The 23290-nt window shown below is 49.4% G+C and carries 34 protein-coding genes; 32 read left to right on the forward strand and 2 right to left on the reverse strand.

Features of this window, described 5'->3' with window-relative positions; translation table 11 throughout:
- Window positions 1-132: 132 nt before the first annotated feature.
- From fusA to carA, 32 genes are all read left to right on the forward strand, one after another.
- Window positions 133-2235 (forward strand): elongation factor G, encoded by a 2103-nt coding sequence (fusA, locus tag GJJ30_RS08755; protein WP_154174760.1) that lies wholly within the window; start codon window positions 133-135, stop codon window positions 2233-2235.
- A 186-nt stretch (window positions 2236-2421) separates the two neighbouring features.
- A complete protein-coding gene (gene rpsJ, locus GJJ30_RS08760) occupies window positions 2422-2727 on the forward strand; it encodes a 30S ribosomal protein S10 (RefSeq protein WP_154174761.1) in 306 nt (101 codons plus the stop codon).
- A 341-nt stretch (window positions 2728-3068) separates the two neighbouring features.
- Window positions 3069-3689, forward strand: coding sequence for a 50S ribosomal protein L3 (gene rplC / locus GJJ30_RS08765; protein WP_154174762.1), 621 nt, complete (start codon window positions 3069-3071; stop codon window positions 3687-3689).
- 3 nt (window positions 3690-3692) lie between these two features.
- Complete coding sequence (rplD, locus tag GJJ30_RS08770) at window positions 3693-4319, forward strand: 50S ribosomal protein L4 (RefSeq protein WP_154174763.1); 627 nt, start codon at window positions 3693-3695, stop codon at window positions 4317-4319.
- A gap of 6 nt (window positions 4320-4325) precedes the next feature.
- Window positions 4326-4619 (forward strand): 50S ribosomal protein L23, encoded by a 294-nt coding sequence (rplW, locus tag GJJ30_RS08775; protein WP_154174764.1) that lies wholly within the window; start codon window positions 4326-4328, stop codon window positions 4617-4619.
- A 38-nt stretch (window positions 4620-4657) separates the two neighbouring features.
- Entirely contained in the window at window positions 4658-5482 is an 825-nt protein-coding gene (rplB, locus tag GJJ30_RS08780) for a 50S ribosomal protein L2 (RefSeq protein ID WP_154174765.1), read from the forward strand.
- Window positions 5483-5489: 7 nt separating this feature from the next.
- Window positions 5490-5768: a 30S ribosomal protein S19 gene (gene rpsS / locus GJJ30_RS08785; protein ID WP_124878978.1), complete on the forward strand. Its 279-nt coding sequence runs from the start codon at window positions 5490-5492 to the stop codon at window positions 5766-5768.
- Between the two features lie 77 nt (window positions 5769-5845).
- Window positions 5846-6235, forward strand: coding sequence for a 50S ribosomal protein L22 (rplV, locus tag GJJ30_RS08790; protein ID WP_154174766.1), 390 nt, complete (start codon window positions 5846-5848; stop codon window positions 6233-6235).
- Between the two features lie 12 nt (window positions 6236-6247).
- A complete protein-coding gene (gene rpsC, locus GJJ30_RS08795; RefSeq protein ID WP_154174767.1) occupies window positions 6248-7141 on the forward strand; it encodes a 30S ribosomal protein S3 in 894 nt (297 codons plus the stop codon).
- Window positions 7142-7190: 49 nt separating this feature from the next.
- The gene (gene rplP / locus GJJ30_RS08800; RefSeq protein ID WP_154174768.1) at window positions 7191-7619 is read left to right on the forward strand and encodes a 50S ribosomal protein L16; all 429 of its coding nucleotides are present in this window, start codon (window positions 7191-7193) and stop codon (window positions 7617-7619) included.
- A gap of 65 nt (window positions 7620-7684) precedes the next feature.
- Window positions 7685-7879, forward strand: a complete 195-nt coding sequence (rpmC, locus tag GJJ30_RS08805; RefSeq protein ID WP_154174769.1) for a 50S ribosomal protein L29 — start codon at window positions 7685-7687, stop codon at window positions 7877-7879.
- 17 nt (window positions 7880-7896) lie between these two features.
- On the forward strand, window positions 7897-8160 hold the full coding sequence (rpsQ, locus tag GJJ30_RS08810) for a 30S ribosomal protein S17 (protein WP_038119974.1): 264 nt from the start codon (window positions 7897-7899) through the stop codon (window positions 8158-8160).
- A gap of 2 nt (window positions 8161-8162) precedes the next feature.
- Entirely contained in the window at window positions 8163-8531 is a 369-nt protein-coding gene (gene rplN, locus GJJ30_RS08815) for a 50S ribosomal protein L14 (protein ID WP_111626186.1), read from the forward strand.
- Between the two features lie 2 nt (window positions 8532-8533).
- Complete coding sequence (gene rplX / locus GJJ30_RS08820; RefSeq protein ID WP_154174770.1) at window positions 8534-8869, forward strand: 50S ribosomal protein L24; 336 nt, start codon at window positions 8534-8536, stop codon at window positions 8867-8869.
- Window positions 8870-8906: 37 nt separating this feature from the next.
- Window positions 8907-9461, forward strand: coding sequence for a 50S ribosomal protein L5 (gene rplE, locus GJJ30_RS08825; RefSeq protein ID WP_310588217.1), 555 nt, complete (start codon window positions 8907-8909; stop codon window positions 9459-9461).
- Window positions 9462-9481: 20 nt separating this feature from the next.
- Complete coding sequence (gene rpsN, locus GJJ30_RS08830; protein ID WP_114406378.1) at window positions 9482-9751, forward strand: 30S ribosomal protein S14; 270 nt, start codon at window positions 9482-9484, stop codon at window positions 9749-9751.
- An 87-nt stretch (window positions 9752-9838) separates the two neighbouring features.
- Window positions 9839-10237 (forward strand): 30S ribosomal protein S8, encoded by a 399-nt coding sequence (gene rpsH / locus GJJ30_RS08835; protein WP_114406377.1) that lies wholly within the window; start codon window positions 9839-9841, stop codon window positions 10235-10237.
- Between the two features lie 9 nt (window positions 10238-10246).
- Window positions 10247-10804 (forward strand): 50S ribosomal protein L6, encoded by a 558-nt coding sequence (gene rplF, locus GJJ30_RS08840; RefSeq protein ID WP_154174771.1) that lies wholly within the window; start codon window positions 10247-10249, stop codon window positions 10802-10804.
- Between the two features lie 31 nt (window positions 10805-10835).
- Complete coding sequence (gene rplR, locus GJJ30_RS08845) at window positions 10836-11192, forward strand: 50S ribosomal protein L18 (protein WP_154174772.1); 357 nt, start codon at window positions 10836-10838, stop codon at window positions 11190-11192.
- An 8-nt stretch (window positions 11193-11200) separates the two neighbouring features.
- Window positions 11201-11716 (forward strand): 30S ribosomal protein S5, encoded by a 516-nt coding sequence (gene rpsE / locus GJJ30_RS08850; RefSeq protein ID WP_154174773.1) that lies wholly within the window; start codon window positions 11201-11203, stop codon window positions 11714-11716.
- A gap of 22 nt (window positions 11717-11738) precedes the next feature.
- Window positions 11739-11918, forward strand: coding sequence for a 50S ribosomal protein L30 (gene rpmD / locus GJJ30_RS08855; protein ID WP_154174774.1), 180 nt, complete (start codon window positions 11739-11741; stop codon window positions 11916-11918).
- A gap of 4 nt (window positions 11919-11922) precedes the next feature.
- Window positions 11923-12369, forward strand: a complete 447-nt coding sequence (rplO, locus tag GJJ30_RS08860) for a 50S ribosomal protein L15 (RefSeq protein ID WP_154174775.1) — start codon at window positions 11923-11925, stop codon at window positions 12367-12369.
- A gap of 85 nt (window positions 12370-12454) precedes the next feature.
- The gene (gene secY, locus GJJ30_RS08865; protein ID WP_154174776.1) at window positions 12455-13768 is read left to right on the forward strand and encodes a preprotein translocase subunit SecY; all 1314 of its coding nucleotides are present in this window, start codon (window positions 12455-12457) and stop codon (window positions 13766-13768) included.
- A gap of 5 nt (window positions 13769-13773) precedes the next feature.
- Window positions 13774-14586, forward strand: coding sequence for a type I methionyl aminopeptidase (map, locus tag GJJ30_RS08870; RefSeq protein WP_154174777.1), 813 nt, complete (start codon window positions 13774-13776; stop codon window positions 14584-14586).
- 3 nt (window positions 14587-14589) lie between these two features.
- Window positions 14590-14808 (forward strand): translation initiation factor IF-1, encoded by a 219-nt coding sequence (infA, locus tag GJJ30_RS08875; protein WP_038119936.1) that lies wholly within the window; start codon window positions 14590-14592, stop codon window positions 14806-14808.
- 96 nt (window positions 14809-14904) lie between these two features.
- Window positions 14905-15021 carry a 50S ribosomal protein L36 gene (gene rpmJ / locus GJJ30_RS08880; RefSeq protein ID WP_038119933.1) on the forward strand — a complete coding sequence of 39 codons (117 nt, stop codon included), beginning with the start codon at window positions 14905-14907 and terminating at the stop codon, window positions 15019-15021.
- Between the two features lie 9 nt (window positions 15022-15030).
- A complete protein-coding gene (gene rpsM, locus GJJ30_RS08885) occupies window positions 15031-15408 on the forward strand; it encodes a 30S ribosomal protein S13 (RefSeq protein ID WP_154174778.1) in 378 nt (125 codons plus the stop codon).
- 92 nt (window positions 15409-15500) lie between these two features.
- A complete protein-coding gene (gene rpsK, locus GJJ30_RS08890) occupies window positions 15501-15896 on the forward strand; it encodes a 30S ribosomal protein S11 (protein WP_114406367.1) in 396 nt (131 codons plus the stop codon).
- Between the two features lie 110 nt (window positions 15897-16006).
- Window positions 16007-16612: a 30S ribosomal protein S4 gene (gene rpsD, locus GJJ30_RS08895; RefSeq protein WP_154174779.1), complete on the forward strand. Its 606-nt coding sequence runs from the start codon at window positions 16007-16009 to the stop codon at window positions 16610-16612.
- A 98-nt stretch (window positions 16613-16710) separates the two neighbouring features.
- Window positions 16711-17700, forward strand: a complete 990-nt coding sequence (locus GJJ30_RS08900) for a DNA-directed RNA polymerase subunit alpha (RefSeq protein WP_124878996.1) — start codon at window positions 16711-16713, stop codon at window positions 17698-17700.
- Window positions 17701-17709: 9 nt separating this feature from the next.
- Window positions 17710-18495: a 50S ribosomal protein L17 gene (rplQ, locus tag GJJ30_RS08905; RefSeq protein WP_154174780.1), complete on the forward strand. Its 786-nt coding sequence runs from the start codon at window positions 17710-17712 to the stop codon at window positions 18493-18495.
- A 94-nt stretch (window positions 18496-18589) separates the two neighbouring features.
- Entirely contained in the window at window positions 18590-19705 is a 1116-nt protein-coding gene (carA, locus tag GJJ30_RS08910) for a glutamine-hydrolyzing carbamoyl-phosphate synthase small subunit (protein WP_154174781.1), read from the forward strand.
- A gap of 81 nt (window positions 19706-19786) precedes the next feature.
- On the opposite strand, the gene GJJ30_RS08915 is transcribed toward carA, so the two are convergent.
- Window positions 19787-19990, reverse strand: coding sequence for a hypothetical protein (locus GJJ30_RS08915; protein WP_154174782.1), 204 nt, complete (start codon window positions 19988-19990; stop codon window positions 19787-19789).
- A 139-nt stretch (window positions 19991-20129) separates the two neighbouring features.
- Complete coding sequence (locus GJJ30_RS08920; protein ID WP_154174783.1) at window positions 20130-23045, reverse strand: ATP-binding protein; 2916 nt, start codon at window positions 23043-23045, stop codon at window positions 20130-20132.
- Window positions 23046-23290 lie beyond the last annotated feature (245 nt).

The following is a 23290-nucleotide window of genomic DNA, read 5'->3' on the forward strand; positions in this document are numbered from 1 at the left end:
CAATAGTTTTGCTTTTAGCCTTCCAATTCCCTATCTTTGCGCTCTGATTCGCAAAAAGTGCCTTTTTGATACTATTGGGGTGCTTTTCTGCCTACCTGCATTTGTAAATTAACTTCTGAATTATACTTCATTATGGCAACTGATCTTCGATACCTGCGAAACATTGGTATCGCTGCCCACATCGACGCCGGTAAAACGACGACCACCGAGCGGATTCTTTATTACTCCGGGGTTAGCCACAAAATTGGCGAGGTACACGAGGGGGCCGCTACCATGGACTGGATGGAGCAGGAACAGGAACGTGGTATCACCATCACGTCCGCTGCTACAACCGTCAACTGGAAATACCGGGACCAGAACTACCATGTCAATATCATCGATACGCCGGGCCACGTTGACTTTACCGTTGAGGTAAACCGCTCCCTGCGCGTTCTGGACGGTCTGGTGTTTTTGTTCAGTGCGGTAGATGGTGTAGAACCACAGTCGGAAACCAACTGGCGGTTGGCCAATAACTATAACGTTGCTCGTCTGGGCTTCGTCAATAAAATGGACCGCGCCGGTGCCGACTTCCTGAACGTTTGTCAGCAGGTGAAAGACATGCTCGGCAGCAACGCCGTGCCGCTGCAATTGCCGATCGGTGCCGAAGATAACTTCAAAGGGGTGGTCGATCTGGTCAACTTCCGCGGTATCCAGTGGAACGAGCACGATAAAGGAATGACCTTCCAGGAGGTGCCCATTCCGGACGACATGCTGGAAGAAGCGAAAGAATGGCGTGAAAAACTCCTCGAAGCCGTCGCTGATTACGACGAGTCGCTGATGGAGAAATACTTCGAAGATCCGGAATCGATCACGGAAGACGAAATTCTGACTGCTTTGCGTCAGGCTACGATCGAGATGAAAATCGTGCCGATGTTGTGTGGTTCGTCGTTCAAGAACAAAGGTGTTCAGACGATGCTCGACTACGTGATGTCGCTGCTGCCGTCTCCGCTCGACAAACCGGAAATTAAAGGAACGAACCCCAACACCGATCAGGAAGTGGTTCGTCACCCGACGGAAAGCGATCCGTTTACGGCTTTAGGTTTTAAAATTGCCACGGACCCCTACGTAGGTCGGCTCTGCTTTGTTCGGGTTTATTCAGGTGTCCTGGATTCCGGTTCGTACGTTCTGAACACCCGTTCAGGCAACAAAGAACGGATTTCGCGGATTTTCCAGATGCACGCCAACAAGCAAAACCAGATCGACAAGCTGCGGGCTGGTGATATCGGTGCTGTTGTTGGTTTCAAAGATATCAAAACCGGCGACACGCTTTGCGACGAGAAAAACCCGATCATTCTGGAATCGATGATTTTCCCGGATCCGGTTATTGGATACGCCATCGAGCCGAAGAAAACCGCCGATCAGGACAACTTCTCGAAAGCTATTGGTAAACTGATCGAAGAAGATCCGACCCTGAAAGTGGAAACCGACGAAGAAACCGGTCAGACCATCATTCGGGGTATGGGTGAGCTTCACCTGGAAATCATCATCGACCGGATGCGTCGTGAATTCAAGGTAGAAGTGAACCAGGGTGCTCCGCAGGTTGCTTACAAAGAAACGCTGACGAAGAACTTCGAACACCGCGAATTGTACAAGAAACAAACCGGTGGTCGTGGTAAATTTGCCGATATCGTTTTCGAAATCATGCCGGGCGAAGAAGGCAAAACCGGTCTGGAATTCATCAACGGAATCGTGGGTGGGGTTATTCCGCGCGAATTTATCCCATCGGTCGAAAAAGGCTTCCGCGAAGCCATGTCAACGGGTCCGCTGGCGGGTTATCCGTTGGATTCGATGAAAGTACGGTTATTCCACGGTTCTTTCCACGACGTTGACTCCGACTCACTGTCGTTCGAACTGGCGGCCCGCCTGGGCTTCCGCGAAGCGGCTAAAAATGCCGGTCCGAAACTGCTCGAACCGATTATGGCCGTTGAAGTTTTGACGCCGGAAGAATACACCGGTCCGATCACGGGTGACCTGAACCGCCGTCGCGGGATCATGAAAGGGATGGACTCACGCGCCGGTTCACAGGTAATTAAGGCCGATGTTCCGCTGTCGGAACTGTTCGGTTACGTGACCGACCTGCGTACGATGTCGTCCGGACGTGCAACCGCCAACCTGACGTTCTCACACTACGAGCAAGTTCCAACCAACTTAGCGGAAGGAATCGTAGCGAAAGCCAAAGGAACGGTAAGAGCTTAATTTTAATAAATGAACAATTAATAATTAACAATGAATAGTACCTGCCGTACGCATGAAACCGTTCATTATTAATTGTTAATTGTTCATTGAAAATAAAAGGTCGCGCTGCCGGAGTAAATGGTTCTTTCGGCAGCGGATCAACCGCCGGTTTTAAAAACCGGTTTTCTCTCAGAACCACAAATTGTCATGAATCAAAAAATTCGGATTAAACTGAAATCTTTCGACCACATGCTGGTCGACAAGTCGGCTGAAAAAATTGTAAAGGCCGTAAAATCGACGGGTGCCATTGTGAGCGGCCCGATTCCATTACCGACTGAGAAAGAGGTTTTCACCGTTCTGCGTTCTCCGCACGTTAACAAAAAATCCCGGGAACAATTCCAGCTCTGCACCTACAAGCGTTTGGTCGATATCTACTCAACCAGCGCCAAAACTGTCGATGCATTGATGAAACTGGAGTTACCGAGCGGGGTAGACGTTGAAATCAAGGTATAAAGTTTAAATTCTTCAGTAACTTTCGTGAGAAAAGTTTTTTGGAGAATAAAAATAGCGTACCTTTGCAATCCGAAATCGAAGTAAGAGCAAAGACATAACTCGGGTGAAGGTCCCACAAGGAAACCGCATCTGACTATTTTAGTCCGGTAACACATGCATTTGTGTCAACCGAGCGAAAGGTCAGGTGGAACACGCCTGGCCTTTTTTGTTTTTACCCTGATCACGGAAATAGTTGAGAATAAATAAACTACGGTTTGGAATAAAAGGAAGTAATTCCTACCTTTGCACTCCGATTTTTTCGGGTTCATACTTATAAATTCCTGCTTTACAACCACTTATTTATGTCTGGTTTAATTGGAAAGAAGATTGGGATGACCAGTCTGTACAATGCTGACGGGCAGGCTCTGGCATGTACAGTTATTGAAGCTGGTCCCTGTGTAGTTACACACGTAAAAACGCAGGATAACGACGGCTACGTAGCTGTTCAGTTAGGTTACGGCGAAAAGAAAGAAAAACGTACCAGCAAACCGCTGCAGGGCCACTTCAAAAAGGCCGGTACGACGCCGAAGCGCAAGTTAGTTGAGTTCAAAACATTCGAACAGGAGCTGAGCCTGGGTCAAACCCTGCAAGCCACGGATGTTTTTGCCGAAGGCGACTTTGTCGATGTCGTCGGAACGGTTAAAGGTCGCGGTTTCCAAGGCGTTGTGAAACGTCACGGTTTCGGTGGTGTCGGTGGGCAAACCCACGGTCAGCACAACCGCGGACGTCACCCGGGTTCAATCGGTGCCTGCTCCTTCCCGTCACGGGTTTTCAAAGGTCTTCGGATGGCCGGCCGCACCGGTGGCAACCGGGTGAAAGTTCAGAACCTGCGCGTTCTGAAAGTGCTGGCAGAGCAAAATCTGATCGTTGTGAGTGGCTCGGTTCCGGGCGCAAAAAATTCGTTCCTCATTTTAGAAAAGTAAATCATGGAGGCAGCAATTTATAACTCGAAAGGAGAGGATACGGGCAAAAAGATCACTTTGTCCGATGATATCTTCGGAATTGAGCCAAGCGAGCACGCGATCTACTTGGATGTGAAACAGTATCTGGCGAACCAACGTCAGGGAACGCACAAAGCAAAAGAACGCGCCGAGAATGCTCACTCGACCCGCAAACTGAAGAAACAGAAAGGTACGGGCGGTGCCCGCGCCGGTTCCATCAAATCACCGGTTTTTGTTGGTGGTGGAACGATCTTCGGACCTCGCCCCCGCGATTATTCGTTCAAACTGAACAAAAAGGTAAAGCAACTGGCTCGTAAATCGGCTCTTGCTGCCAAAGCGCAGGGAAACAGCGTTTCCATCCTGGAAAACTTCACGCTGGAAGGACCACGTACGAAGTCATACATTGAATTTTTGACTGGTTTTGATGCGCTGAATACGAAAACCCTGTTGATTCTGCCCGAGGTAGATACGAACGTGGTTCTTTCAAGCCGTAACCTGCAAAAAGCAAAAGTAGCGACGGCTGACACGGTCAACACGTATGATCTGATGCACGCCGACCGTCTGCTGATTGCTGAAGGGGCTTTGTCGAAACTTGAATCTCTTCTCCAGTAATTGATTATGGAAAACGTACTGAAAAGACCGATCATTACCGAAAAAGTGACAGCCCAGAATAAGAAGGGACAATACGGTTTTGAGGTGTCGATGAATGCCAACAAAATCGAAATCAAAAAGGCTGTCGAGAAATTGTACGGTGTTACGGTGACGGAAGTGAATACGATGCGTTGCTTCGGACACATGAAGTCGAAAAGCACGAAAAAAGGTGCTGTAACGGCGGGCCGCACGTCAACCTGGAAGAAAGCAATCGTAACGGTTGCCGACGGAGAGATCATCGATATTTACGCTGAAGCATAAGCGCAACCACGAACGACTAAACGAAGTAGTTAGGAATCATGGGAGTTAAGAAACTGAAACCAACAACCCCGAGCCAGCGTTTCCGCGTGGCCCCGGATTTTGCCGACATCACAACGGACAAACCGGAACGGAGCCTGCTGGTTACGATAAAAAGAACCGGTGGCCGCAACAATCAGGGCCATCGTTCGATGCGCTACATCGGTGGCGGTCACAAAAAACAATACCGGGTTATCGATTTTAAACGCGATAAAACCGGTGTACCGGCAACGGTTAAAACAATCGAGTATGATCCTAACCGCTCGGCCCGGATCGCCCTGTTGTTTTATGTAGATGGCGAGAAGCGTTATATCATTGCCCCGCAAGGCATCACCGTTGGACAGCAGGTCATTTCAGGTCCGTCTGTTCCGCCGGAAGTCGGAAACGCGCTGCCGCTGTCGGCTATGCCGATCGGTACCATCGTTCACAACGTGGAGCTGAAGCCCGGTAAAGGAGCCGCAATGGTTCGGAGCGCCGGAACGTACGCTCAGTTGGTTGCCCGCGAAGACAAGTATGCCATTCTGCGGATGCCTTCGGGCGAACAACGGATGGTGCTGGGAACCTGCATTGCCACGGTAGGCTCGGTTTCGAACCCAGATCACATGAACGTGAGCATGGGTAAAGCCGGTCGGAACCGCTGGTTGGGTATCCGCCCCCGCGTTCGTGGTGTTGCCATGAACCCGGTCGATCACCCGATGGGTGGTGGTGAAGGACGGGCATCCGGTGGTCACCCACGTTCACGTACGGGTCTGTACGCGAAGGGCAAGAAAACCCGCCCGGTGAACAAGTATTCAGATCGTCTGATCATTAGTAAACGGAAAAAATAAGAAGTAGATGGCACGCTCACTCAAAAAGGGTCCCTACATAGATTTTCGTCTGGAAAAAAAGGTGGACACCATGAACGATTCAGGACGGAAGTCCGTAATCAAAACCTGGTCTCGCCGATCAATGATTTCTCCGGATTTCGTTGGCCACACGTTCGCGGTGCACAATGGCAACAAGTTCATTCCGGTGTATGTCACCGAAAACATGGTTGGTCATAAGTTGGGTGAATTTTCACCAACCCGTAACTTCCGGGGGCACGTTGCGAAGAAAGACAAAGGCAAACGGTAAAAACAGTTTTCAGTTTTTGGTTTACGGTTTTTAGTTCTTCCATAAACTATCAATCATAAACTACAAACCATAAAAAAATGGAAGCAGTAGCAAAGCTAAAAAATGTGCCTTCGTCTCCTCGTAAAATGCGGCTGGTGGCCGATTTGATCCGGGGTCAGAAGGTTAGCAAAGCGTTGGGTATTCTGCGTTATCAACCCCAGGCCGGTGCCGCTCTGCTGGAAAAGCTGGTGCTCTCGGCGGTTGCTAACTGGCAGCAAAAAAACGGAGACGAACGCGCTGAAGACGCTGATCTGTACGTAAAGACGATTTTCGTCGACGGCGGTCGGATGCTGAAACGTCTGCGTCCTGCACCACAAGGTCGCGGCCACCGGATTCGCAAACGCTCTAACCACGTTACGGTCGTGATTGAAAGTGCCGCCGAATCACTGACGCTTGCACCCGTAGTTTCAACAGAAAACGCAGAATAACAAGACAATAAAATGGGACAAAAAGTAAACCCCGTTGGTTTTCGGCTTGGTATCGTCAAAGGATGGGACTCAAGCTGGTATGGCGGCAAAGAGTTTCCTGATAAGCTGGTTGAAGACGAAAGAATTAGAAAATATATTCAGGCACGTATTCCGAAAGGATCCATCGCCCGGGTTGTTATCGAGCGGACTCTGAAGCGGATCACCCTGACCATTCACACGGCCCGTCCGGGTATTGTGATTGGTAAAGGCGGTGGCGAGGTCGATAAGATCAAGGAAGAGCTGAAGAAAATCACCGGAAAGGACGTTCAGATCAATATTTTCGAAATCAAACGTCCGGAAATCGATGCGAAACTGGTCGGCGAAACGATTGCTCAACAATTGCAGGCACGTATTTCTTACCGTCGTGCGATGAAGCAGGCAATCAGCTCGGCAATTCGGGTAGGCGCTCAGGGAATTAAAGTTCGCGTATCGGGTCGTCTGGGCGGTGCTGAAATGGCCCGTACGGAAGAATACAAAGAAGGACGCGTCCCCCTGCATACCCTTCGTGCCGATATTGACTACGCTATTTCTGAAGCTCAGACGATTTACGGAAAAATCGGTATTAAAGTCTGGGTTTTCAAAGGTGAACTGTACGGCAAACGTGATTTGTCACCAGCGGCTCAGATTACCGCAGCTCAGGCGGATCGCGGCAACGACCGCGGTGAACGCCGGAATGATCGCGGAGATCGCCGGGGTGAACGCGGTGGCGAAGGCGACCGGGGTGATCGTCGCCGGGGTCGGAATGATCAAAACCGTGGTGGTGGCGGAGGTCAACGTGGTGGACAAGGCGGTGGTGGCCAACGTGGCGGCCAGGGCGGAGGACAACGCGGTGGCGGAGGCCAGGGTGGTGGCCCACGCAAAAGATAGTAAGAACATCGGACGTCATACCAGGCACGTCCTTTAGATACGACTAAAGATGTTACAACCAAAAAGAACCAAGTTTCGCAAGCACCAAAAGGGCCGGGTGAAAGGCATCGCCGGACGAGGCCATGAAATCGCTTTCGGATCGTTTGCTATCAAGTCGCTGGAACCCGGTTGGATCACAGCCCGCCAGATCGAAGCGGCCCGTATTTCCGTAACGCGTGCTATGAAGCGTGAAGGCCAGGTTTGGATCCGTATTTTTCCAGACAAGGTAATCACGAAAAAACCGGCCGAGGTACGGATGGGTAAAGGAAAAGGGGCACCGGAATATTGGGTTGCGCCCGTAAAACCGGGCACCATTCTGTTCGAAGCCACCGGTGTACCGCTGGATGTTGCGAACGATGCCCTGCGTTTAGCAGCTCAAAAGTTACCGATCAAAACAAGATTCGTTGTTCGTCGGGATTATCAGGAAACAGAAGACTAACTCGGGAATCGGTTACCGGTTAGGTTTTAAAAACCGCCATCGGGCAACCACCAACACATTCAGTCATGAAAAAGAACGAGATTAAGTCGCTGACGGTTGAACAATTGAATGAGCAGGTAGCGGCTGAAAAAGATCGCTTGCAAAAGTTGAAGTTTGCGCACGCTATTTCGCCCATCGAAAACCCGATGCGGATTCGCACGACGCGCAAATTGATTGCTCAATTACTGACCGAGCTGACTGTTAAACAAAACGCCAGCTAATTAAACGGTATCGACTCATGGAGCAGCAAGAAAGAAATCTGAGAAAAGAAAGAATTGGTAAGGTAGTAAGCAACAAGATGGAAAAATCCATCACGGTTGCGGTCGATCGGAAAGTGCAGCACCCCATCTACGGGAAATTTATGCACCGTACGAAGAAGTTCATGGCTCATGACGAGAAAAATGAGTGCGGCATCGGGGATACCGTCCGCATCATGGAAACCCGTCCGCTGAGCAAGAACAAATGTTGGCGATTAGTCGAAATCATTGAAAAGGCGAAGTAATCATGATCCAGCAAGAATCACGTTTGGGCGTAGCCGATAACAGCGGTGCCAAAGAAGTACTTTGCATTCGGGTACTGGGTGGAACCGGAAAGCGTTTCGCTACGGTTGGCGATAAAATTGTAGTGACGGTTAAGCAGGCACTTTCTTCGAGCAACATGAAGAAAGGAACTGTTTCGAAAGCAGTCGTCGTTCGGACGAAGAAGGAAATACGCCGGAAAGACGGATCGTATATCCGGTTTGAAGACAACGCAGCTGTACTGCTGAATAACAATGACGAGCCGCGCGGAACCCGCATTTTCGGACCCGTCGCCCGCGAATTGCGCGAGAAGCAATTCATGAAAATCGTTTCCCTGGCTCCAGAAGTATTGTAACCATGAAGAAAGCAGACACGCCTACGAAGTTACACATCAAAAAGGGAGATTCCGTTAAGGTGCTCTCTGGTAACTCGAAGGGCCAAACCGGTACAATCCTGCGCGTTTTGGTCGATAAACAACGCGCCGTGGTTGAAGGAGTAAACATGATCACCAAGCATGTGAAACCATCCGCAGCCAATCCGCAGGGAAGTTTGGAAAAACGCGAAGGAACCATCCACGTCAGCAACCTGATGGTGATCGATCCGAAAACGAACGAACCTTCCCGGACGGGCCGCAAACTGAATGACAAAGGCAAGTTGCAGCGGTTTTCAAAAAAATCGGGCAATTTCGTCTAATTGATTAGAAATCAGGAACGTATAAACAGATACGAAGGTGGCAACTCCGAGACTGAAAGAGAAATATACAAATGAGATTGTGGCTCAACTGAAGGAAAAGTTTCAGTACAAAAGCATCATGCAGGTGCCGAAACTGTCCAAGATTGTTGTCAACAAAGGGATTGGTGCCGCAGTCGCTGATAAGAAACTGGTTGATGTAGGCGTTGAAGAATTGACGATGATCACCGGCCAGAAAGCAGTGGCTACGATTGCGAAGAAAGCCGTTTCGAACTTCAAACTGCGCGAAGGCATGCCGATCGGGGCGAAAGTAACGCTGCGCGGTGAGAAAATGTACGAATTTCTGGATCGCCTGACCGCCGTTGCACTGCCCCGCGTTCGCGACTTCAAAGGAATTAGCGACAAAGGCTTCGACGGCAACGGGAACTACACGTTCGGTGTCCAGGAGCAAATCATCTTCCCGGAAATCACGATCGACAAAGTAAGTCGGATCTCCGGAATGGATATCACGTTCGTCACCACGGCGAACACGGATGAAGAAAGCTTTGCATTGCTGAAAGCGTTGGGGATGCCCTTCGCCGGTGGTAAAAAATAACGCATAAAGCGAATAAAAACATGGCAAAAGAATCCATCAAAGCAAGAGAGCGTAAGCGGATTGCCTTAGTTGCGAAATACGCTACCAAGCGTGCCGCACTGAAAGCTGCCGGAGACTACCTCGGGTTAGACAAACTGCCGAAGAACGCTTCGCCGGTACGTCTGCACAATCGGTGTAAGTTAACGGGCCGCCCTCGCGGATACATGCGGAAGTTTGGTATCTCCCGCGTAACGTTCCGTGAAATGGCGTCAGCCGGTAAGATCCCGGGTGTAACCAAGGCAAGCTGGTAACTTTCTCACCATCTTAGCATTTATCGAAACAATTCCCTAATTTTGCAGGCCATTTGAAAAAGGCATGCAGTTACTAATCAGGAGGAAATGAATACTGATCCCATAGCAGATTATCTGACTCGCATCAGAAATGCGATCCGCGCCAAGCACCGGGTCGTGGAAATTCCTGCTTCCAATATAAAGAAGGAGATCACTAAGGTACTCTTTGATAAAGGCTTCATTCAGAACTATAAGTTCGATGAAACCGGTCCGCAAGGAAGTATCAAGATTGCGCTGAAATACAATCCGGTTACGAAGCAGCCTGCGATCGTTGATTTGCAGCGCGTTAGCCGCCCGGGTCTGCGCCAATACAAAGGCGCAACGGATATTCCGCGCATTCTGAACGGCCTCGGTGTTGCCATCGTCTCGACCTCAAAAGGCGTGATGACGGACAAGGAAGCCCGGACGCTGAACGTAGGCGGTGAAGTATTGTGTTACGTATATTAATCAGAAACTATGTCACGCGTAGGTAATAAATCCATTGCACTGCCCGAGAAAGTGTCAGTTTCGGTCGAGAACGGTAACACCGTTACGGTGAAAGGTCCGAAAGGAACACTGTCGCAGAGCATCAATCCGGATATTAAGTTAGAAATCACCGACGGCGAGCTGAAAGTGGTTCGGCCGAACGACCAGAAACGCTTCAAAGCCCTCCACGGTCTGTACCGCGCTTTGGTTAACAACATGGTAACCGGCGTTAGCACGGGCTACCGTCTTGAGCTCGAAATCGTTGGGGTTGGTTACAAAGCCGTTTCGTCGAACAATGTTCTGCAATTGACGCTGGGGTACTCGCACGATATTTACGTGGCCATCCCGACCGAGCTGAACGTATCGACGGTAACAGAAAAAGGACAGAACCCGAAGGTAATTCTGGAAGGTATTGACAAACAATTGATTGGCGATGTTGCGGCCAAAATCCGCTCATTGCGTAAAGTAGAACCGTACAAAGGAAAAGGTATCCGGTTTGTGGGCGAGAAGATTCGTCGGAAAGCGGGTAAGTCTGCTTCCAAGAAGTAATAGGTGAACCATATAATAAGCACAGGCGAAAATGGCTGTCACGAAAGCAAGCAGGAGACTGCGTATTAAGAATCATATCCGGAATAAGGTTTCCGGAACGGCTGATCAGCCCCGGCTGTCGGTTTTTCGGTCAAATGCCCGAATTTATGCCCAGATCATTGACGATGAAAAAGGCCACACGCTGGTGAGTGCTTCATCGATTGATATCAACGGGAAAGATAAAAAAGGCGTTAACGTCGAACTCGCTAAGCAAGTTGGACAGGCTCTGGCTGAGAAAGCAACTACCAGCGGTATTACCCGGGTAGTTTTTGATCGCAACGGTTATTTGTATCATGGTAAGGTGAAAGCTTTGGCCGACGGTGCCAGAGAAGGAGGCCTTCAATTTTAAGCAACACAATGGTAACCAATACAAGACCTGCTAAAGTTAACGAGTCTGAACTGAAAGAACGCGTTGTTGCCATCAACCGCGTTGCCAAGGTAGTAAAAGGTGGTCGGCGTTTCAGCTTTGCCGCCATTATCGTTGTCGGCGATGGCAACGGTGTGGTGGGTTATGGCCTGGGCAAAGCCAACGAAGTAACGGATGCAATTGCCAAAGGAATTGAAGATGCGAAGAAAAACCTCGTACAGGTTCCTTTGCTGAAGCATACGGTTCCTCACGAAATGGAAGGTAAATTCAGCGGTGGTTTTGTACTGCTGAGACCCGCTTCTGCCGGTACGGGTGTAATCGCCGGTGGTGCAATGCGTGCGGTATTGGAAAGTGCCGGTATCCGCGACGTATTGGCCAAATCGAAAGGTTCATCCAACCCGCACAACGTGGTGAAGGCAACCATCGACGCGCTGCTGAAAATGCGGGCTCCGCATCAGGTGGCTTTCCAGCGGAGTGTGAAGCTGAGTAAAGTTTTTAACGGATAATATCCTTAAAACCGCAATAGAAATGGGACGGGTTAAAATAACACAGGTTCGCAGCATCATTAAGCGGCCAAAAACACAGAAACTGGCGATTCAGTCGCTGGGTCTGGGCAAGATCAACCGCAGCGTTTCATTGGAATACAATGACGCCATCGGTGGGATTATCCGTAAAGTTCAACATTTAGTTACAGTAGAAGAAATTTAAGATCATGAATCTGAATACACTTAAGCCTGCGGAAGGATCTATCCAGAAGCGCAAGCGAGTAGGTCGGGGTACGGGTTCTGGCATGGGTGGTACATCAACCCGTGGCCATAAAGGTGCCCAGTCGCGTTCCGGTTACAGCGCTAAGAAAAACTTCGAAGGTGGCCAGATGCCACTGCAGCGCCGGGTACCGAAATTCGGCTTTAAGAACATCAATCGGGTTGAGTATAAGCCGATTAACTTAGATACCCTTCAACAGTTGATCGAAAAAGCGGGGGTTACGTCGATCGATATCGATGTGCTGATGCAGCACGGTCTGGCTGGTAAAAATGATAAAATCAAAATTCTGAGCCGGGGTGAATTAGCTGGTGCGGTGGAAGTGAAAGCCCACGGGTTTTCGCAGAAAGCAGTGGAAGCTATTGAGAAAGCAGGCGGTAAAGCAATCACGCTCTAATCAGCGTGCTCGTCCAACAGTAGATTTAGCCAATATTTTTTCGTAAATTTGGTGACTTTTTTCGGACGAGCAGCTTGATACACTAATGAAACGATTCATCACGACCCTTCAGAATATTTTTTCGATTGAGGAACTGAGGACCCGCATTCTCAACACGTTGTTGTTTGTGACGGTTTTCCGATTCGGTTCTCAAATCGTACTGCCCGGCGTTGATCCGAGCAAATTGAATCTGACTCCGCAAGGGTTGCTGGGATTGCTCGATACCTTTTTGGGTGGAGCGTATAGCAAGGCATCGATTTTTGCGTTGGGTATCATGCCGTACATTTCGGCATCGATTGCCATTCAGTTATTGACGTTGGCGCTGCCTTACTTTCAGAAAATGCAGAAAGAAGGCGAATCGGGTCGGAAACGGTTGAATCAGATCACCCGCGTTCTGACCATTTTCGTTACCGCAGCGCAGGCCATTACGTACTTGACAACGACGATTCCGAACGAAGCCATCATGGTTAGTCCGGCAACTTTCCGAATTGTCTCGGTTTTCATCCTGACCGCCGGTACAATTTTCTGTATGTGGCTCGGGGAACGCATCACGGACAAAGGAATTGGTAACGGTATTTCCATGCTGATTATGATCGGAATCGTATCCCGGTTTCCAGGTGCGGTTTACGGTGAAGCCTTATCACGCGGTTCGGCCGGAGCATTGCTTTTTGTGCTGGAAATCGTTGCCCTGTTCTTTGTTGTCATGGGCGCCGTTGTGCTGACGCAGGCGGTTCGCCGGATTCCGATTCAGTATGCGAAGCAGGTCGTTGGAAATAAAGTAGTGGGTGGTCAGCGCCAGTATCTGCCATTGAAGCTGAATGCTGCGGGTGTAATGCCCATCATTTTTGCCCAGGCACTGATGTTCGTTCCCTCGCTGGTAGCTTCATTGTTCGCCGAGAAGAGTGATTTCGCCGGATCGGTACAAACGGTTTTTGCTGATTATACGTCCTGGCAGTATAACGTGTTGTTTGCATTTCTGATTATCGTCTTTACGTTTTTCTACACGGCGATTTCGGTAAACCCGAATCAGATTGCGGACGATATGAGACGGAGCGGAGGTTTTATTCCGGGTGTAAAACCGGGTTTTATGACTTCCGAATACATCGGTCAGGTATTGGACCGCATTACGCTACCGGGCGCCCTTATGCTGGCAATTGTGGCTATTCTGCCAGCTATTGCTTCGCTGCTTGGAATGACCCGCGCTTTCTCGCAGTTCTTCGGAGGTACATCGCTGTTGATTATGGTGGGTGTGGTTCTGGATACGCTGCAGCAAGTTGAAAGCTACCTGTTGATGCGTCGTTACGAAGGCCTGATGCAGTCAGGACGGGTAACGGGGCGCACGGAGAGCATAACGGCTTAAAAGAAATGATTTACCTGAAGTCGGACGCCGAAATAGAACTGATTAAAATCAGTGGGCAGGTTCTTGGTAAAGCACATGCTGAAGTAGCTAAGCGGATTCGTCCGGGAGTTACTACGAAAGAACTGGATCGTGTGGCCGAGGAATACATCCGTGACAATGGCGGTATTCCTTCTTTCAAAGGTTTTAATAATTTCCCGGCAGCCTTGTGTATTTCGGTTAATGAAACCGTCGTACACGGTTTTCCGAGTAAATATGAGCTGAAAGAAGGCGATATTATTTCAATCGATTGTGGCGTCAAGCTAAACGGATACCACAGTGACAGTGCCTATACCTATCCGATCGGTGAAATTAGCCAGGAAGTTCGGGATCTGCTGATTCGCACGAAACAGTCGCTGTATTGCGGAATCGAAAAGGCGATTGAAGGGAACCGGATTGGTGATATCGGATATGCCGTTCAAAGCCACGTGGAGAAGTTTGGTTATTCGGTGGTTCGGGAGTTAGTGGGACACGGCCTTGGCAAGAGCCTGCACGAAAGCCCGGAAGTACCGAATTACGGCAAACGGGGGCAAGGCGTCAAGCTGAAAGAAGGCATGGTAATCGCCATCGAACCAATGGTGAACCTCGGCAAGAAAAACATTGTTCAGGAACGCGATGGCTGGACCATTCGGACCGCTGACCGGAAGCAATCCGCTCATTATGAGCATTCGGTGGCGATTCGGAAAGGGCAGGCCGAAATTCTGACTACGTTCCAGTACATTGAAGAAGTAACGGCGAATACCAGCTTAATGATTGAAGTCAACGAAGTGACCATAGCGTAACGAATGGCAAAACAGACATCCATCGAACAAGACGGTACCATTGTAGAAGCACTCTCTAATGCCATGTTTCGGGTACAACTCGAAAATAAGCACGAGGTGATTGCGCATATTTCCGGGAAAATGCGGATGAATTACATTAAAATTTTACCGGGTGACCGCGTAAAACTGGAAATGTCTCCGTACGATCTCACCAAAGCAAGAATTGTTTATCGGTATAAATAAGGTTTAAAGTTTGTGGTTGATGGTTTACGGTAGGCTGATGCAGTGTACCGAAAACCGGAAACCGAGGACTGAAAACCGTAAAACGGAGTCGAACTCATGAAAGTCAAGGCGTCTATCAAAAAGCGCAGCGCTGAATGTAAAGTGATTCGCCGGAAGGGCAAGCTTTACGTTATTAACAAGAAGAATCCAAGGTATAAACAAAGACAAGGATAATCACTGAATATGGCACGTATTGCAGGGGTTGATATTCCCGACCGGAAACGCGGTGAAATTTCGTTGACTTACATTTTTGGCATTGGCCGTAGCTCAGCGCAGAAGATTCTGACCAAAGCAGGTGTTTCTCTGGATAAGAAAGTGAGCGAGTGGAACGACGAAGAGTCGAACGCCATTCGTACCATCATTAGCTCAGAACACAAGGTGGAAGGAGCGCTGAAATCGGAAGTCCAATTGAACATCAAACGCTTGATGGACATTGGTTGCTACCGCGGACTGCGCCACCGGAAAGGTCTGCCGGTTCGTGGTCAACACACGAAAAATAACTCCCGTACCCGGAAAGGGAAACGTAAGACGGTAGCAAATAAGAAGAAAGCAACTAAATAATAGGGTTTAAGGTTTGAGGTTTAAGTTTTAAAGAGACCAGGTAATCGGACCTTTAAATCTTAAACTTCAGACATTAAACGATCAACTGAAAAATGGCTCAGGCAAAACGCAAAGATAAAGCGAAAAAACGGGTAGTAGTGGTTGAACCCGTTGGGCAGGTTCACATTCGGGCTTCGTTCAATAACATCATCATTTCAATCACGAACAGCTCCGGGCAAGTAATCTCGTGGGCATCGGCAGGTAAAATGGGCTTTAAAGGTTCCAAGAAAAACACGCCGTATGCTGCTCAGACTGCCGCTCAGAACTGCGCTACCGTAGCCCACGATCTGGGTATGCGCAAAGCAGAAGTGTTTGTGAAAGGTCCCGGTTCGGGTCGTGAATCCGCCATCCGGACAATTCAAAACACCGGCATCGAAGTAATGTCGATCAAAGACATTACGCCACTGCCACACAATGGCTGCCGCCCTCCGAAACGCCGTCGCGTTTAATCGTTCATTCTCAGTTATGCGGTTCACTGTAGAGAAACCGCTTCATCCAATGAATACGGACAGGTGACATTGAGTTGTGTCTGTTCATTTCTATTCATTATTAGCTTACAATGGCAAGATACACAGGCCCCAAGGCCAAAATCTCCCGCAAGTTTGGTGAGCCGATTCTCGGCCCCAGCAAAGCGCTGCAAAAGAAACCTCACGCACCCGGCCAACACGGTCGCGGTCGGAAGCGGAAACAGTCGGAATACGCTGTTCAGCTGCAGGAAAAACAGAAAGTAAAATACATCTACGGTATTCTGGAGCGTCAGTTCCGCGGATTGTTCCATCGGGCCGTTGTGAAGCAAGGCATTACCGGTGAGAACCTGCTCAAACTCTGCGAAGCGCGTCTGGATAATACGGTTTATCGTTTAGGCATTGCTCCGACTCGTCGGGCCGCCCGCCAGTTAGTCTCTCACAAACACATTGCCGTTGATGGCGAAGTGGTCAACATAGCTTCGTACTCCCTGAAACCGGGTCAATTGATCAGTGTTCGGGAAAAATCGAAGTCATTAGAAGCCGTTACAACCAGCCTGTCGGCCCGCAACACGAAGCGCTACAACTGGTTGGAATGGGATCAGCAACAATTGCAGGGTGTGTTTACAAACTACCCGGAACGCGATCAGATTCCGGAGAATGTAAACGAGCAGTTGGTTGTCGAATTGTATTCTAAATAATAGTTTATAGTTTGCGGTTTATAGTTTATTGGTAACCAGTAGACTATAGACCGTAAAACCATAAACCACTTTTTTTGAACTGTTAACAACATAATCGTATGTCAATATTAGCGTTCCAAATGCCCGATAAAGTTGTCATGGAGCGAGCTGACGACTTTCACGGGTTGTTTGAGTTCAAGCCACTCGAAAAGGGCTATGGCGTGACCATAGGGAATGCGTTGCGGAGAATTCTGCTGTCATCGCTGGAAGGCTATGCCATTGCCAGTGTACGATTCCCTGGCGTACTGCATGAATTCTCGTCAATAGAAGGCGTCGTTGAAGACGTGACCGAAATTATCCTGAACCTGAAAATGGTTCGGTTTAAGAAAGTTTCGGACATGGTCGACAACAAAATTACTGTTACCATTAAGAATCAGTCGGTTTTAAAAGCCGGTGATATATCAAAATTCACGGCGTCATTCGAAGTGCTGAATCCGGAACTGGAGATCTGCCACATCGACGACACCCGTGAATTGGAAATGGAAATTCACGTTGAAAAAGGTCGGGGCTACGTTCCGGCCGACGAACCGCGTGCCAACGAACTGCCTTTCGGACATATTCCGATCGACGCCATTTATACGCCGATCAAAAACGTTCGGTACAGCGTCGAAAACACCCGGGTTGAGCAAAAAACCGACTATGAGCGGTTATTGCTGGACATCGAAACCGACGGTTCTATTCACCCGGAAGAAGCCCTGAAAGGCGCAGCGACCATTTTGATTCAACACTTCATGCTCTTCTCCGATCAAACGATGACGTTTGAAACCGCGAAAGCCGAAGAAGATAATGTCGTTGACGAAGAAATGCTGCACATGCGGAAGCTGTTGAAAACGCCACTGGCGGATCTCGATCTGTCTGTTCGGGCTTACAACTGCTTGAAATCAGCCGATGTGAAATCCCTGGGCGACCTGGTGCGGCTGGAGATTTCAGACATGATGAAATTTAGAAACTTCGGTAAGAAGTCGCTGACTGAGTTAGAGCAGTTGGTGGCCGAAAAGAATTTGACTTTCGGCATGGATATTACTAAATACAGATTAGACGAGGACTAGTACAATACCATGAGACACGGTAAAAAACATAATCACCTTAGCAGGACCCATTCCCATAGGGCGGCAATGTTGTCGAACATGGCATCCTCGCTGATTCTGAGCAAGCGCATCGAAACAACGGTTGCCAAAGCGAAAGAACTGCGGAAATACGTCGAACCCCTGCTGACCCGCGCAAAAGACGATACGTATCAGAACCGCCGGGTGCTTTTCTCGTACCTCCAGAACAAGGAGACGATGAAGGAACTGTTCAACGTTGTATCCGACAAGATTTCGAACCGGCCCGGTGGTTACACCCGGATCATCAAACTGGGAAACCGGATTGGTGATAACGCCGAAACCTGCATCATCGAGCTGGTTGACTTCAACGAAACCTTGTTGACGGCCGCATCCGAAGAACAAAAAGCAACCCGGACCCGTCGCGGTCGTCGGAGCGGAGGTCGCAAAGCTGATGAAACCGCTGAGGCCGCACCGGTTGCTGAAGCCAAAGTAGAAGACGTTCCAGCGGCTGAAGTAGTGACGGAAGAAGCTCCGGCCGCAGCAGGAGATGATCTGGCACTGGTAGAAGGCATCGGCCCGAAAATCGCCGAAGTACTGAACGGAGCTGGTATCACGACCTTCGCACAATTAGCCGACTCTACGCCGGAAGCTATCAAAGAAATTCTGGATAACGCCGGTTCACAATTTGCCATCCATGATGCCGGAACCTGGCCCCAACAGGCGGCTTTGGCCCGTGATGGTAAATTCGACGAGTTGAAAACCTTGCAGGATGAACTAAAAGGCGGTCGGGCTAGTTAATTAGTCATTGTGAAGAACGAACTCAAATACCAAACAGAGGGTTGACCGTAACGGGTTAACCCTTTTTTTTAACTGAAAAAATCCAGCGTAATTCATGAAACAGGTTCAGCAACCAGAGGCTTTACTGGTTTTGAAAGACGGGTCCGTGTTCAGAGGAACGGCCCTTGGTAAAATCGGAACGGCGGGTGGCGAAATATGCTTCAACACGGGCATGACCGGCTATCAGGAGATTTACACGGATCCTTCGTATTACGGACAGGTGATCGTCAACACGACCTCACACATCGGCAATTACGGCATTCAATACCGGGATGAGGAAGAATCGGGTAGCGTCAAAATCCGGGGAATGGTCTGTAACTTCTTTTCGCAGATCCACTCGCGGCACACGGCGGACGAGTCGTTGCAGGATTATTTTGAAAAGGCCAATATTGTCGGTATCAGTGGTATCGATACCCGGCAGGTGGTGCGGCACATCCGGGATAAAGGCGTCATGAACTGCATTATTTCGTCTGAAATTCTGGACCCGGCGGTTTTGCTGGATCGGCTGAATCAGATTCCGGATATGGAAGGACTGGAACTTTCGTCGGAAGTTTGTACCCAGAAAATATACGAAGTAGGCGACGCCAGTCGCTCTGATTTTAAAGTAGCGGTTCTGGATTTAGGTATTAAAAAGAGCATTCTGAATAACCTGGCGGGTCGGGGCGCACACTGCCGCGTTTTTCCGGCCAAAACGACGTTTGAAGAGATCAACGCCTGGAGTCCGGACGGTTTCTTCATCTCCAACGGTCCCGGCGATCCGGCGGCTATGCCTTACGCCGTTGAAACCGTTAAAAAAGCGCTGGAAACCGATAAACCGCTGTTTGGTATTTGCCTCGGTCACCAGATTCTGTCGCTGGCCAGCGGTATCAATACGTATAAAATGCACAATGGCCACCGGGGGCTGAACCATCCGGTGAAGAACCTGATTACGGGCCGTTGCGAAGTAACGTCGCAGAATCACGGTTTTGCCGTTATTGCCGACGAGGTGATGGAAAACCGGGATGTCGAACTGACGCACGTCAACCTGAACGATAAAACGATCGAAGGAATCCGGCGGAAAGACCGCCCGGCGTTCTCGGTGCAATACCACCCCGAAGCGTCGCCGGGGCCGCACGATTCGCGTTACCTGTTCGACGACTTTGTAAAACTGATCGAAGTCGAGGTGAAATAAACCAAAAACCGGCCAACAGGCCGGTTTTTTTGTCTAAAGACGAATCAAAAGCCAGAGCCGCAGTCCGATCTGGAGCTACCTTCAAGCCTTTGCGATATCGGTTGCAAACCACTGAACTTTCGCCGTTTGCTTGGGCGAATACCGGGCAGAGTAATTCTCGTATTCCAGCATTCGGTAGTGAAGCGAAAGCAGGTAAAGTTGGTAATCTTCCTCGGTAGGAATATCCAACGGGGGATCGATACAAAAATCCCAGGTGGGGTTCGGTTGAGCGATTGAATTGGCCATAAACCAGTTTAGAGAAATAGCCTGTAGGAGCGGTTTTCCGGAGCCCCTACAGACATGCATGACCGAGACAGAGAAAATAATAGTCTGCAATATTCATGAATTCACTCCAAACACACTCGCAATTTTTGGACAATTTCGCTCAATTTTCAGACAAAACGTTTCTGACGTACTCGGAGGGGGATAAAGTGAATAATTCCTTAAAACACTGGCCGAAATAAGAAGGACTCTCGAAGCCAACCCGGTAGGCCGTCTCCGAAACCGGGTAACCGGCTTTCAGCAAATCGGCGGCTTTGCGCAGGCGGTAATTGCGGATGAACTCGCTAACGGTCATCCCTAAGGTCGTTGACAATTTCCGGTTCAACGTACGGGAACTCATGGCGACCGCAACGGCCAGATCATCGACCGATAGCGTCGCATCGTCAATGTTTTTTTCCAGCGCCTGATAAAGTTGTTCGAGGAAGGCGTTTTCGTAAGCAGGAAGCGGGCTTGTTTCCGGTTTATTGAACTGAAGATTGTAAAATTTACGCAGCATTGACTGGTAATGCAGCAAATTGCTCACCCGAAGCTGCAACTCCCGGTGATCAAAGGGTTTGGTCAGATAATCGTTGGCTCCGACGGAAAGTCCTTCCAGCTTGCTTTCGGCAGCGGTTTTTGCCGTTAATAAAATGACGGCGATGTGGTTGGTCTGGGTCGTTTGCTTAATCAGCCGGCAGAGCTGAAAACCGTCCATAACCGGCATCATGAGGTCGCTCAGAACGAGATCAGGCAGCTCGGCCTGGCAAATTTCCCAGCCTTCCTGCCCATTGGCCGCCGTGATAACCCGGTATAAATCCGACAGTCCACTGGCAATTAACTGACGCAAATTGTCGTTGTCTTCTACGACCAGAATCACCGGTAGCGGTTCCTGAGAGGCCAGTTTCCGTTCCACTAACAGCTCAGCGGGCGGAGTTGTTACTTCCGGGCAGACCAGTTGCAAAGCGTCTGAATGAAGCAGCGGAAAAGCCGTATAGGATTGGCGAACCGGGCATTCAACGATCACGTTGGTGCCTTTGCCGAGCTCGCTTTCCACCCTTATTTTTCCTTTCAGCAGATCGGTGAGCTCCTTTACCAGCGCCAGACCGATGCCGGTTCCTCCGAAAGAGCGGGTGCGGGAATCATCGACCTGATAAAACCGGTCAAAAATATGCGGAATGTGTTCTTGCGGAATCCCCGTTCCGGTATCTGAAACGGATAGTCGCAGCGTAAGTTGTCCCTCGGCCGGAAGCGGGCTGGCTTCCAGCTTAACCTTAACCGATCCACCGGCGGCCGTATACTTTAAAGCGTTTGAAATCAGGTTATAGCTGATTTTTCCCCATTTATCGTCATCGAATGCCAGTTGCTCCGGAACGCGCTCTGATTGATACGTCAGTTCAACGCCTTTTGTCTCGGCCGTTATGCGGAATGAATCGACCAGATCGCCGATGAAGGTTGCAACGTCACCCTGAGATTCCCGAACTTTCAGACTCCCGGCTTCGAGTTTCGACAGATCGAGTAACTGATTGATTAACTGCAACAACTGGCGGGCATTCCGGTGGATAGTAACCATGGTGTTGCGCAGCACTGAGCTATCCGTTTTGGTTTCGTTGCCAGCGGTTTGCAGCAGTTGCTCAATGGGCGTAATTATGAGTGTTAGGGGCGTCCGGAATTCGTGGGTAATGTTGGCAAAAAACCGGTTTTTTACCTCTTCAACCAGCTTCCGGCGCTCGGCTTCCTGCCGCCGGATCGCCATTTGCTCGATGGCGTTATTGGCGGTTTGCAATTCGACGGTCAGCGCTTCCGATCGGGTAAAAGCCATCGAAAACCGGATCGCCAGCAACAGCGATTGACAGAGGGTAAAAACCATGACCGCCACGGAAAGCAGGTAATAGGTGTGAATGACTCCTGCCTGATAAAGCGTGTCGTTGATGACACACAGGGTCAACAAAATCATGTCGCAAAAAAGAATAAATCCGCCGTGTTTTTTAAGCTGGTTGGCCCGGAAGGAAATCCAGAAAAAATAACCGCATTCGAGTATTGCCAACGGGCTGATCAACGTGCCCCAGGCCGAATAAACGGTTGCCGGGGTCAGCAAAACCAGCGCAAAAAAAGCGATGTTCAAGGCCAGAATACTTTTCCTGACGACTTTCGAGAACAGATCCGGAAACAAATATTCCAGGTACAGGGTGATCCCGACAATGCCAACCGGAAAGGCGCAGTACAGAGCTTTACTGGCCACGAACCAGTTGGCATCCGGAAAAATCAAAAAAAATAAACTGCCTGAATTGAACAGCTCCCGAAACCCGGCCGTCAGACAAAGAATCCCAAATAATAAGGGCGCCCGGTCTTTTCTACGGAGTGCGTAAAGTACGAAGTGATAGACGCCGGTAATGAGCAGTGCCCCAATCATGAAAGCCGAAAGTAGCAGCGTTCTTTCCTGGCTCAGCAAAATGGTCGTCGGATTGCCAAATTGTAACGTTTTCCAGATACCGCCGTAGGCAAAATGGTAGTTGGCCACCTGAACCAGCACAAAGGCTTCTTTGCCGGGAACAGCGAAGGAAACCACTTTCGAATCGGTGCCCGGTTTCGCGGAACGGTCAGTCGCCAACTGACCGGTTTGGGTCACTAACTGGCCGTTAACGTATAGTTTATACGCCGTTCGGATGGCCGGGATGCGCAGGGACCAGATTTTACCCGACTCCGGAAGGATAATCCGTACGCCGTACGTGCAATGGCCGAGGTCCTGCGGAAATAAGATGGAACTTCCGGTGTACGAATGCCAGTCACCGGGGACAGAAATGTAATTCTGGCTTTTTATTAGGGCGTTTGAATCGACAAACTGATTCCATTTAAAAAACCACTTGCCCGTGAGCATTACCGGCTCCGCAGACTGGTACGAATACGAAGAAAGATCAATCACGCCCTTTTCGACAACGGCAGGCTGGTTTTTTTGCGCCAGCAAAACGTATGCCTGTGTGCTCCAGCAAAACGTGAGCAGTAACGTAAGGAGCCTGCGTTGAGAAATCGTAAAAATCAGCATAGGTCTTTCCCGCAGAAGACGCCATAGAATGGAGTCGGCTCGGTTAAATCGTCTTCGGGTAATAATTGCGTAATAACGAATGGCTTAATTGAAAAGGCATTCCCTACAAACCGAAAAAATCGCTTACTTTGTAGGGCAAAAATCGTGCTACAACCGATTCCCTGATAGAGGACGGGAGGTTCATTCGAGTCATTATCCAAAAACCGCCTGTCTGTTCATTGCATTAATTTACAGAATATTAACCA

Source organism: Larkinella terrae (assembly GCF_009668025.1).
Lineage (GTDB): Bacteria > Bacteroidota > Bacteroidia > Cytophagales > Spirosomataceae > Larkinella > Larkinella terrae.

Bases quoted from the DNA above. Each gene is read 5' to 3' on its own strand.
- rpmD (WP_154174774.1), top strand. From the start codon at position 11,739: ATGGGACGGGTTAAAATAACACAGGTTCGCAGCATCATTAAGCGGCCA.
- rplQ (WP_154174780.1), top strand. From the start codon at position 17,710: ATGAGACACGGTAAAAAACATAATCACCTTAGCAGGACCCATTCCCAT.
- GJJ30_RS08920 (WP_154174783.1), bottom strand. From the start codon at position 23,045: ATGCTGATTTTTACGATTTCTCAACGCAGGCTCCTTACGTTACTGCTC.
- rpsE (WP_154174773.1), top strand. From the start codon at position 11,201: ATGGTAACCAATACAAGACCTGCTAAAGTTAACGAGTCTGAACTGAAA.
- infA (WP_038119936.1), top strand. From the start codon at position 14,590: ATGGCAAAACAGACATCCATCGAACAAGACGGTACCATTGTAGAAGCA.
- rplD (WP_154174763.1), top strand. From the start codon at position 3,693: ATGGAGGCAGCAATTTATAACTCGAAAGGAGAGGATACGGGCAAAAAG.
- rplN (WP_111626186.1), top strand. From the start codon at position 8,163: ATGATCCAGCAAGAATCACGTTTGGGCGTAGCCGATAACAGCGGTGCC.
- rpsJ (WP_154174761.1), top strand. From the start codon at position 2,422: ATGAATCAAAAAATTCGGATTAAACTGAAATCTTTCGACCACATGCTG.
- GJJ30_RS08900 (WP_124878996.1), top strand. From the start codon at position 16,711: ATGTCAATATTAGCGTTCCAAATGCCCGATAAAGTTGTCATGGAGCGA.
- rpsS (WP_124878978.1), top strand. From the start codon at position 5,490: ATGGCACGCTCACTCAAAAAGGGTCCCTACATAGATTTTCGTCTGGAA.
- rplX (WP_154174770.1), top strand. From the start codon at position 8,534: ATGAAGAAAGCAGACACGCCTACGAAGTTACACATCAAAAAGGGAGAT.
- rpsC (WP_154174767.1), top strand. From the start codon at position 6,248: ATGGGACAAAAAGTAAACCCCGTTGGTTTTCGGCTTGGTATCGTCAAA.
- GJJ30_RS08915 (WP_154174782.1), bottom strand. From the start codon at position 19,990: ATGGCCAATTCAATCGCTCAACCGAACCCCACCTGGGATTTTTGTATC.
- rpsM (WP_154174778.1), top strand. From the start codon at position 15,031: ATGGCACGTATTGCAGGGGTTGATATTCCCGACCGGAAACGCGGTGAA.
- rplO (WP_154174775.1), top strand. From the start codon at position 11,923: ATGAATCTGAATACACTTAAGCCTGCGGAAGGATCTATCCAGAAGCGC.
- secY (WP_154174776.1), top strand. From the start codon at position 12,455: ATGAAACGATTCATCACGACCCTTCAGAATATTTTTTCGATTGAGGAA.
- map (WP_154174777.1), top strand. From the start codon at position 13,774: ATGATTTACCTGAAGTCGGACGCCGAAATAGAACTGATTAAAATCAGT.
- carA (WP_154174781.1), top strand. From the start codon at position 18,590: ATGAAACAGGTTCAGCAACCAGAGGCTTTACTGGTTTTGAAAGACGGG.
- rpsH (WP_114406377.1), top strand. From the start codon at position 9,839: ATGAATACTGATCCCATAGCAGATTATCTGACTCGCATCAGAAATGCG.
- rplP (WP_154174768.1), top strand. From the start codon at position 7,191: ATGTTACAACCAAAAAGAACCAAGTTTCGCAAGCACCAAAAGGGCCGG.
- rplF (WP_154174771.1), top strand. From the start codon at position 10,247: ATGTCACGCGTAGGTAATAAATCCATTGCACTGCCCGAGAAAGTGTCA.
- rpmC (WP_154174769.1), top strand. From the start codon at position 7,685: ATGAAAAAGAACGAGATTAAGTCGCTGACGGTTGAACAATTGAATGAG.
- rplV (WP_154174766.1), top strand. From the start codon at position 5,846: ATGGAAGCAGTAGCAAAGCTAAAAAATGTGCCTTCGTCTCCTCGTAAA.
- rpsN (WP_114406378.1), top strand. From the start codon at position 9,482: ATGGCAAAAGAATCCATCAAAGCAAGAGAGCGTAAGCGGATTGCCTTA.
- rplW (WP_154174764.1), top strand. From the start codon at position 4,326: ATGGAAAACGTACTGAAAAGACCGATCATTACCGAAAAAGTGACAGCC.
- rpsK (WP_114406367.1), top strand. From the start codon at position 15,501: ATGGCTCAGGCAAAACGCAAAGATAAAGCGAAAAAACGGGTAGTAGTG.
- rplB (WP_154174765.1), top strand. From the start codon at position 4,658: ATGGGAGTTAAGAAACTGAAACCAACAACCCCGAGCCAGCGTTTCCGC.
- fusA (WP_154174760.1), top strand. From the start codon at position 133: ATGGCAACTGATCTTCGATACCTGCGAAACATTGGTATCGCTGCCCAC.
- rpsD (WP_154174779.1), top strand. From the start codon at position 16,007: ATGGCAAGATACACAGGCCCCAAGGCCAAAATCTCCCGCAAGTTTGGT.
- rplC (WP_154174762.1), top strand. From the start codon at position 3,069: ATGTCTGGTTTAATTGGAAAGAAGATTGGGATGACCAGTCTGTACAAT.
- rplR (WP_154174772.1), top strand. From the start codon at position 10,836: ATGGCTGTCACGAAAGCAAGCAGGAGACTGCGTATTAAGAATCATATC.
- rpsQ (WP_038119974.1), top strand. From the start codon at position 7,897: ATGGAGCAGCAAGAAAGAAATCTGAGAAAAGAAAGAATTGGTAAGGTA.
- rpmJ (WP_038119933.1), top strand. From the start codon at position 14,905: ATGAAAGTCAAGGCGTCTATCAAAAAGCGCAGCGCTGAATGTAAAGTG.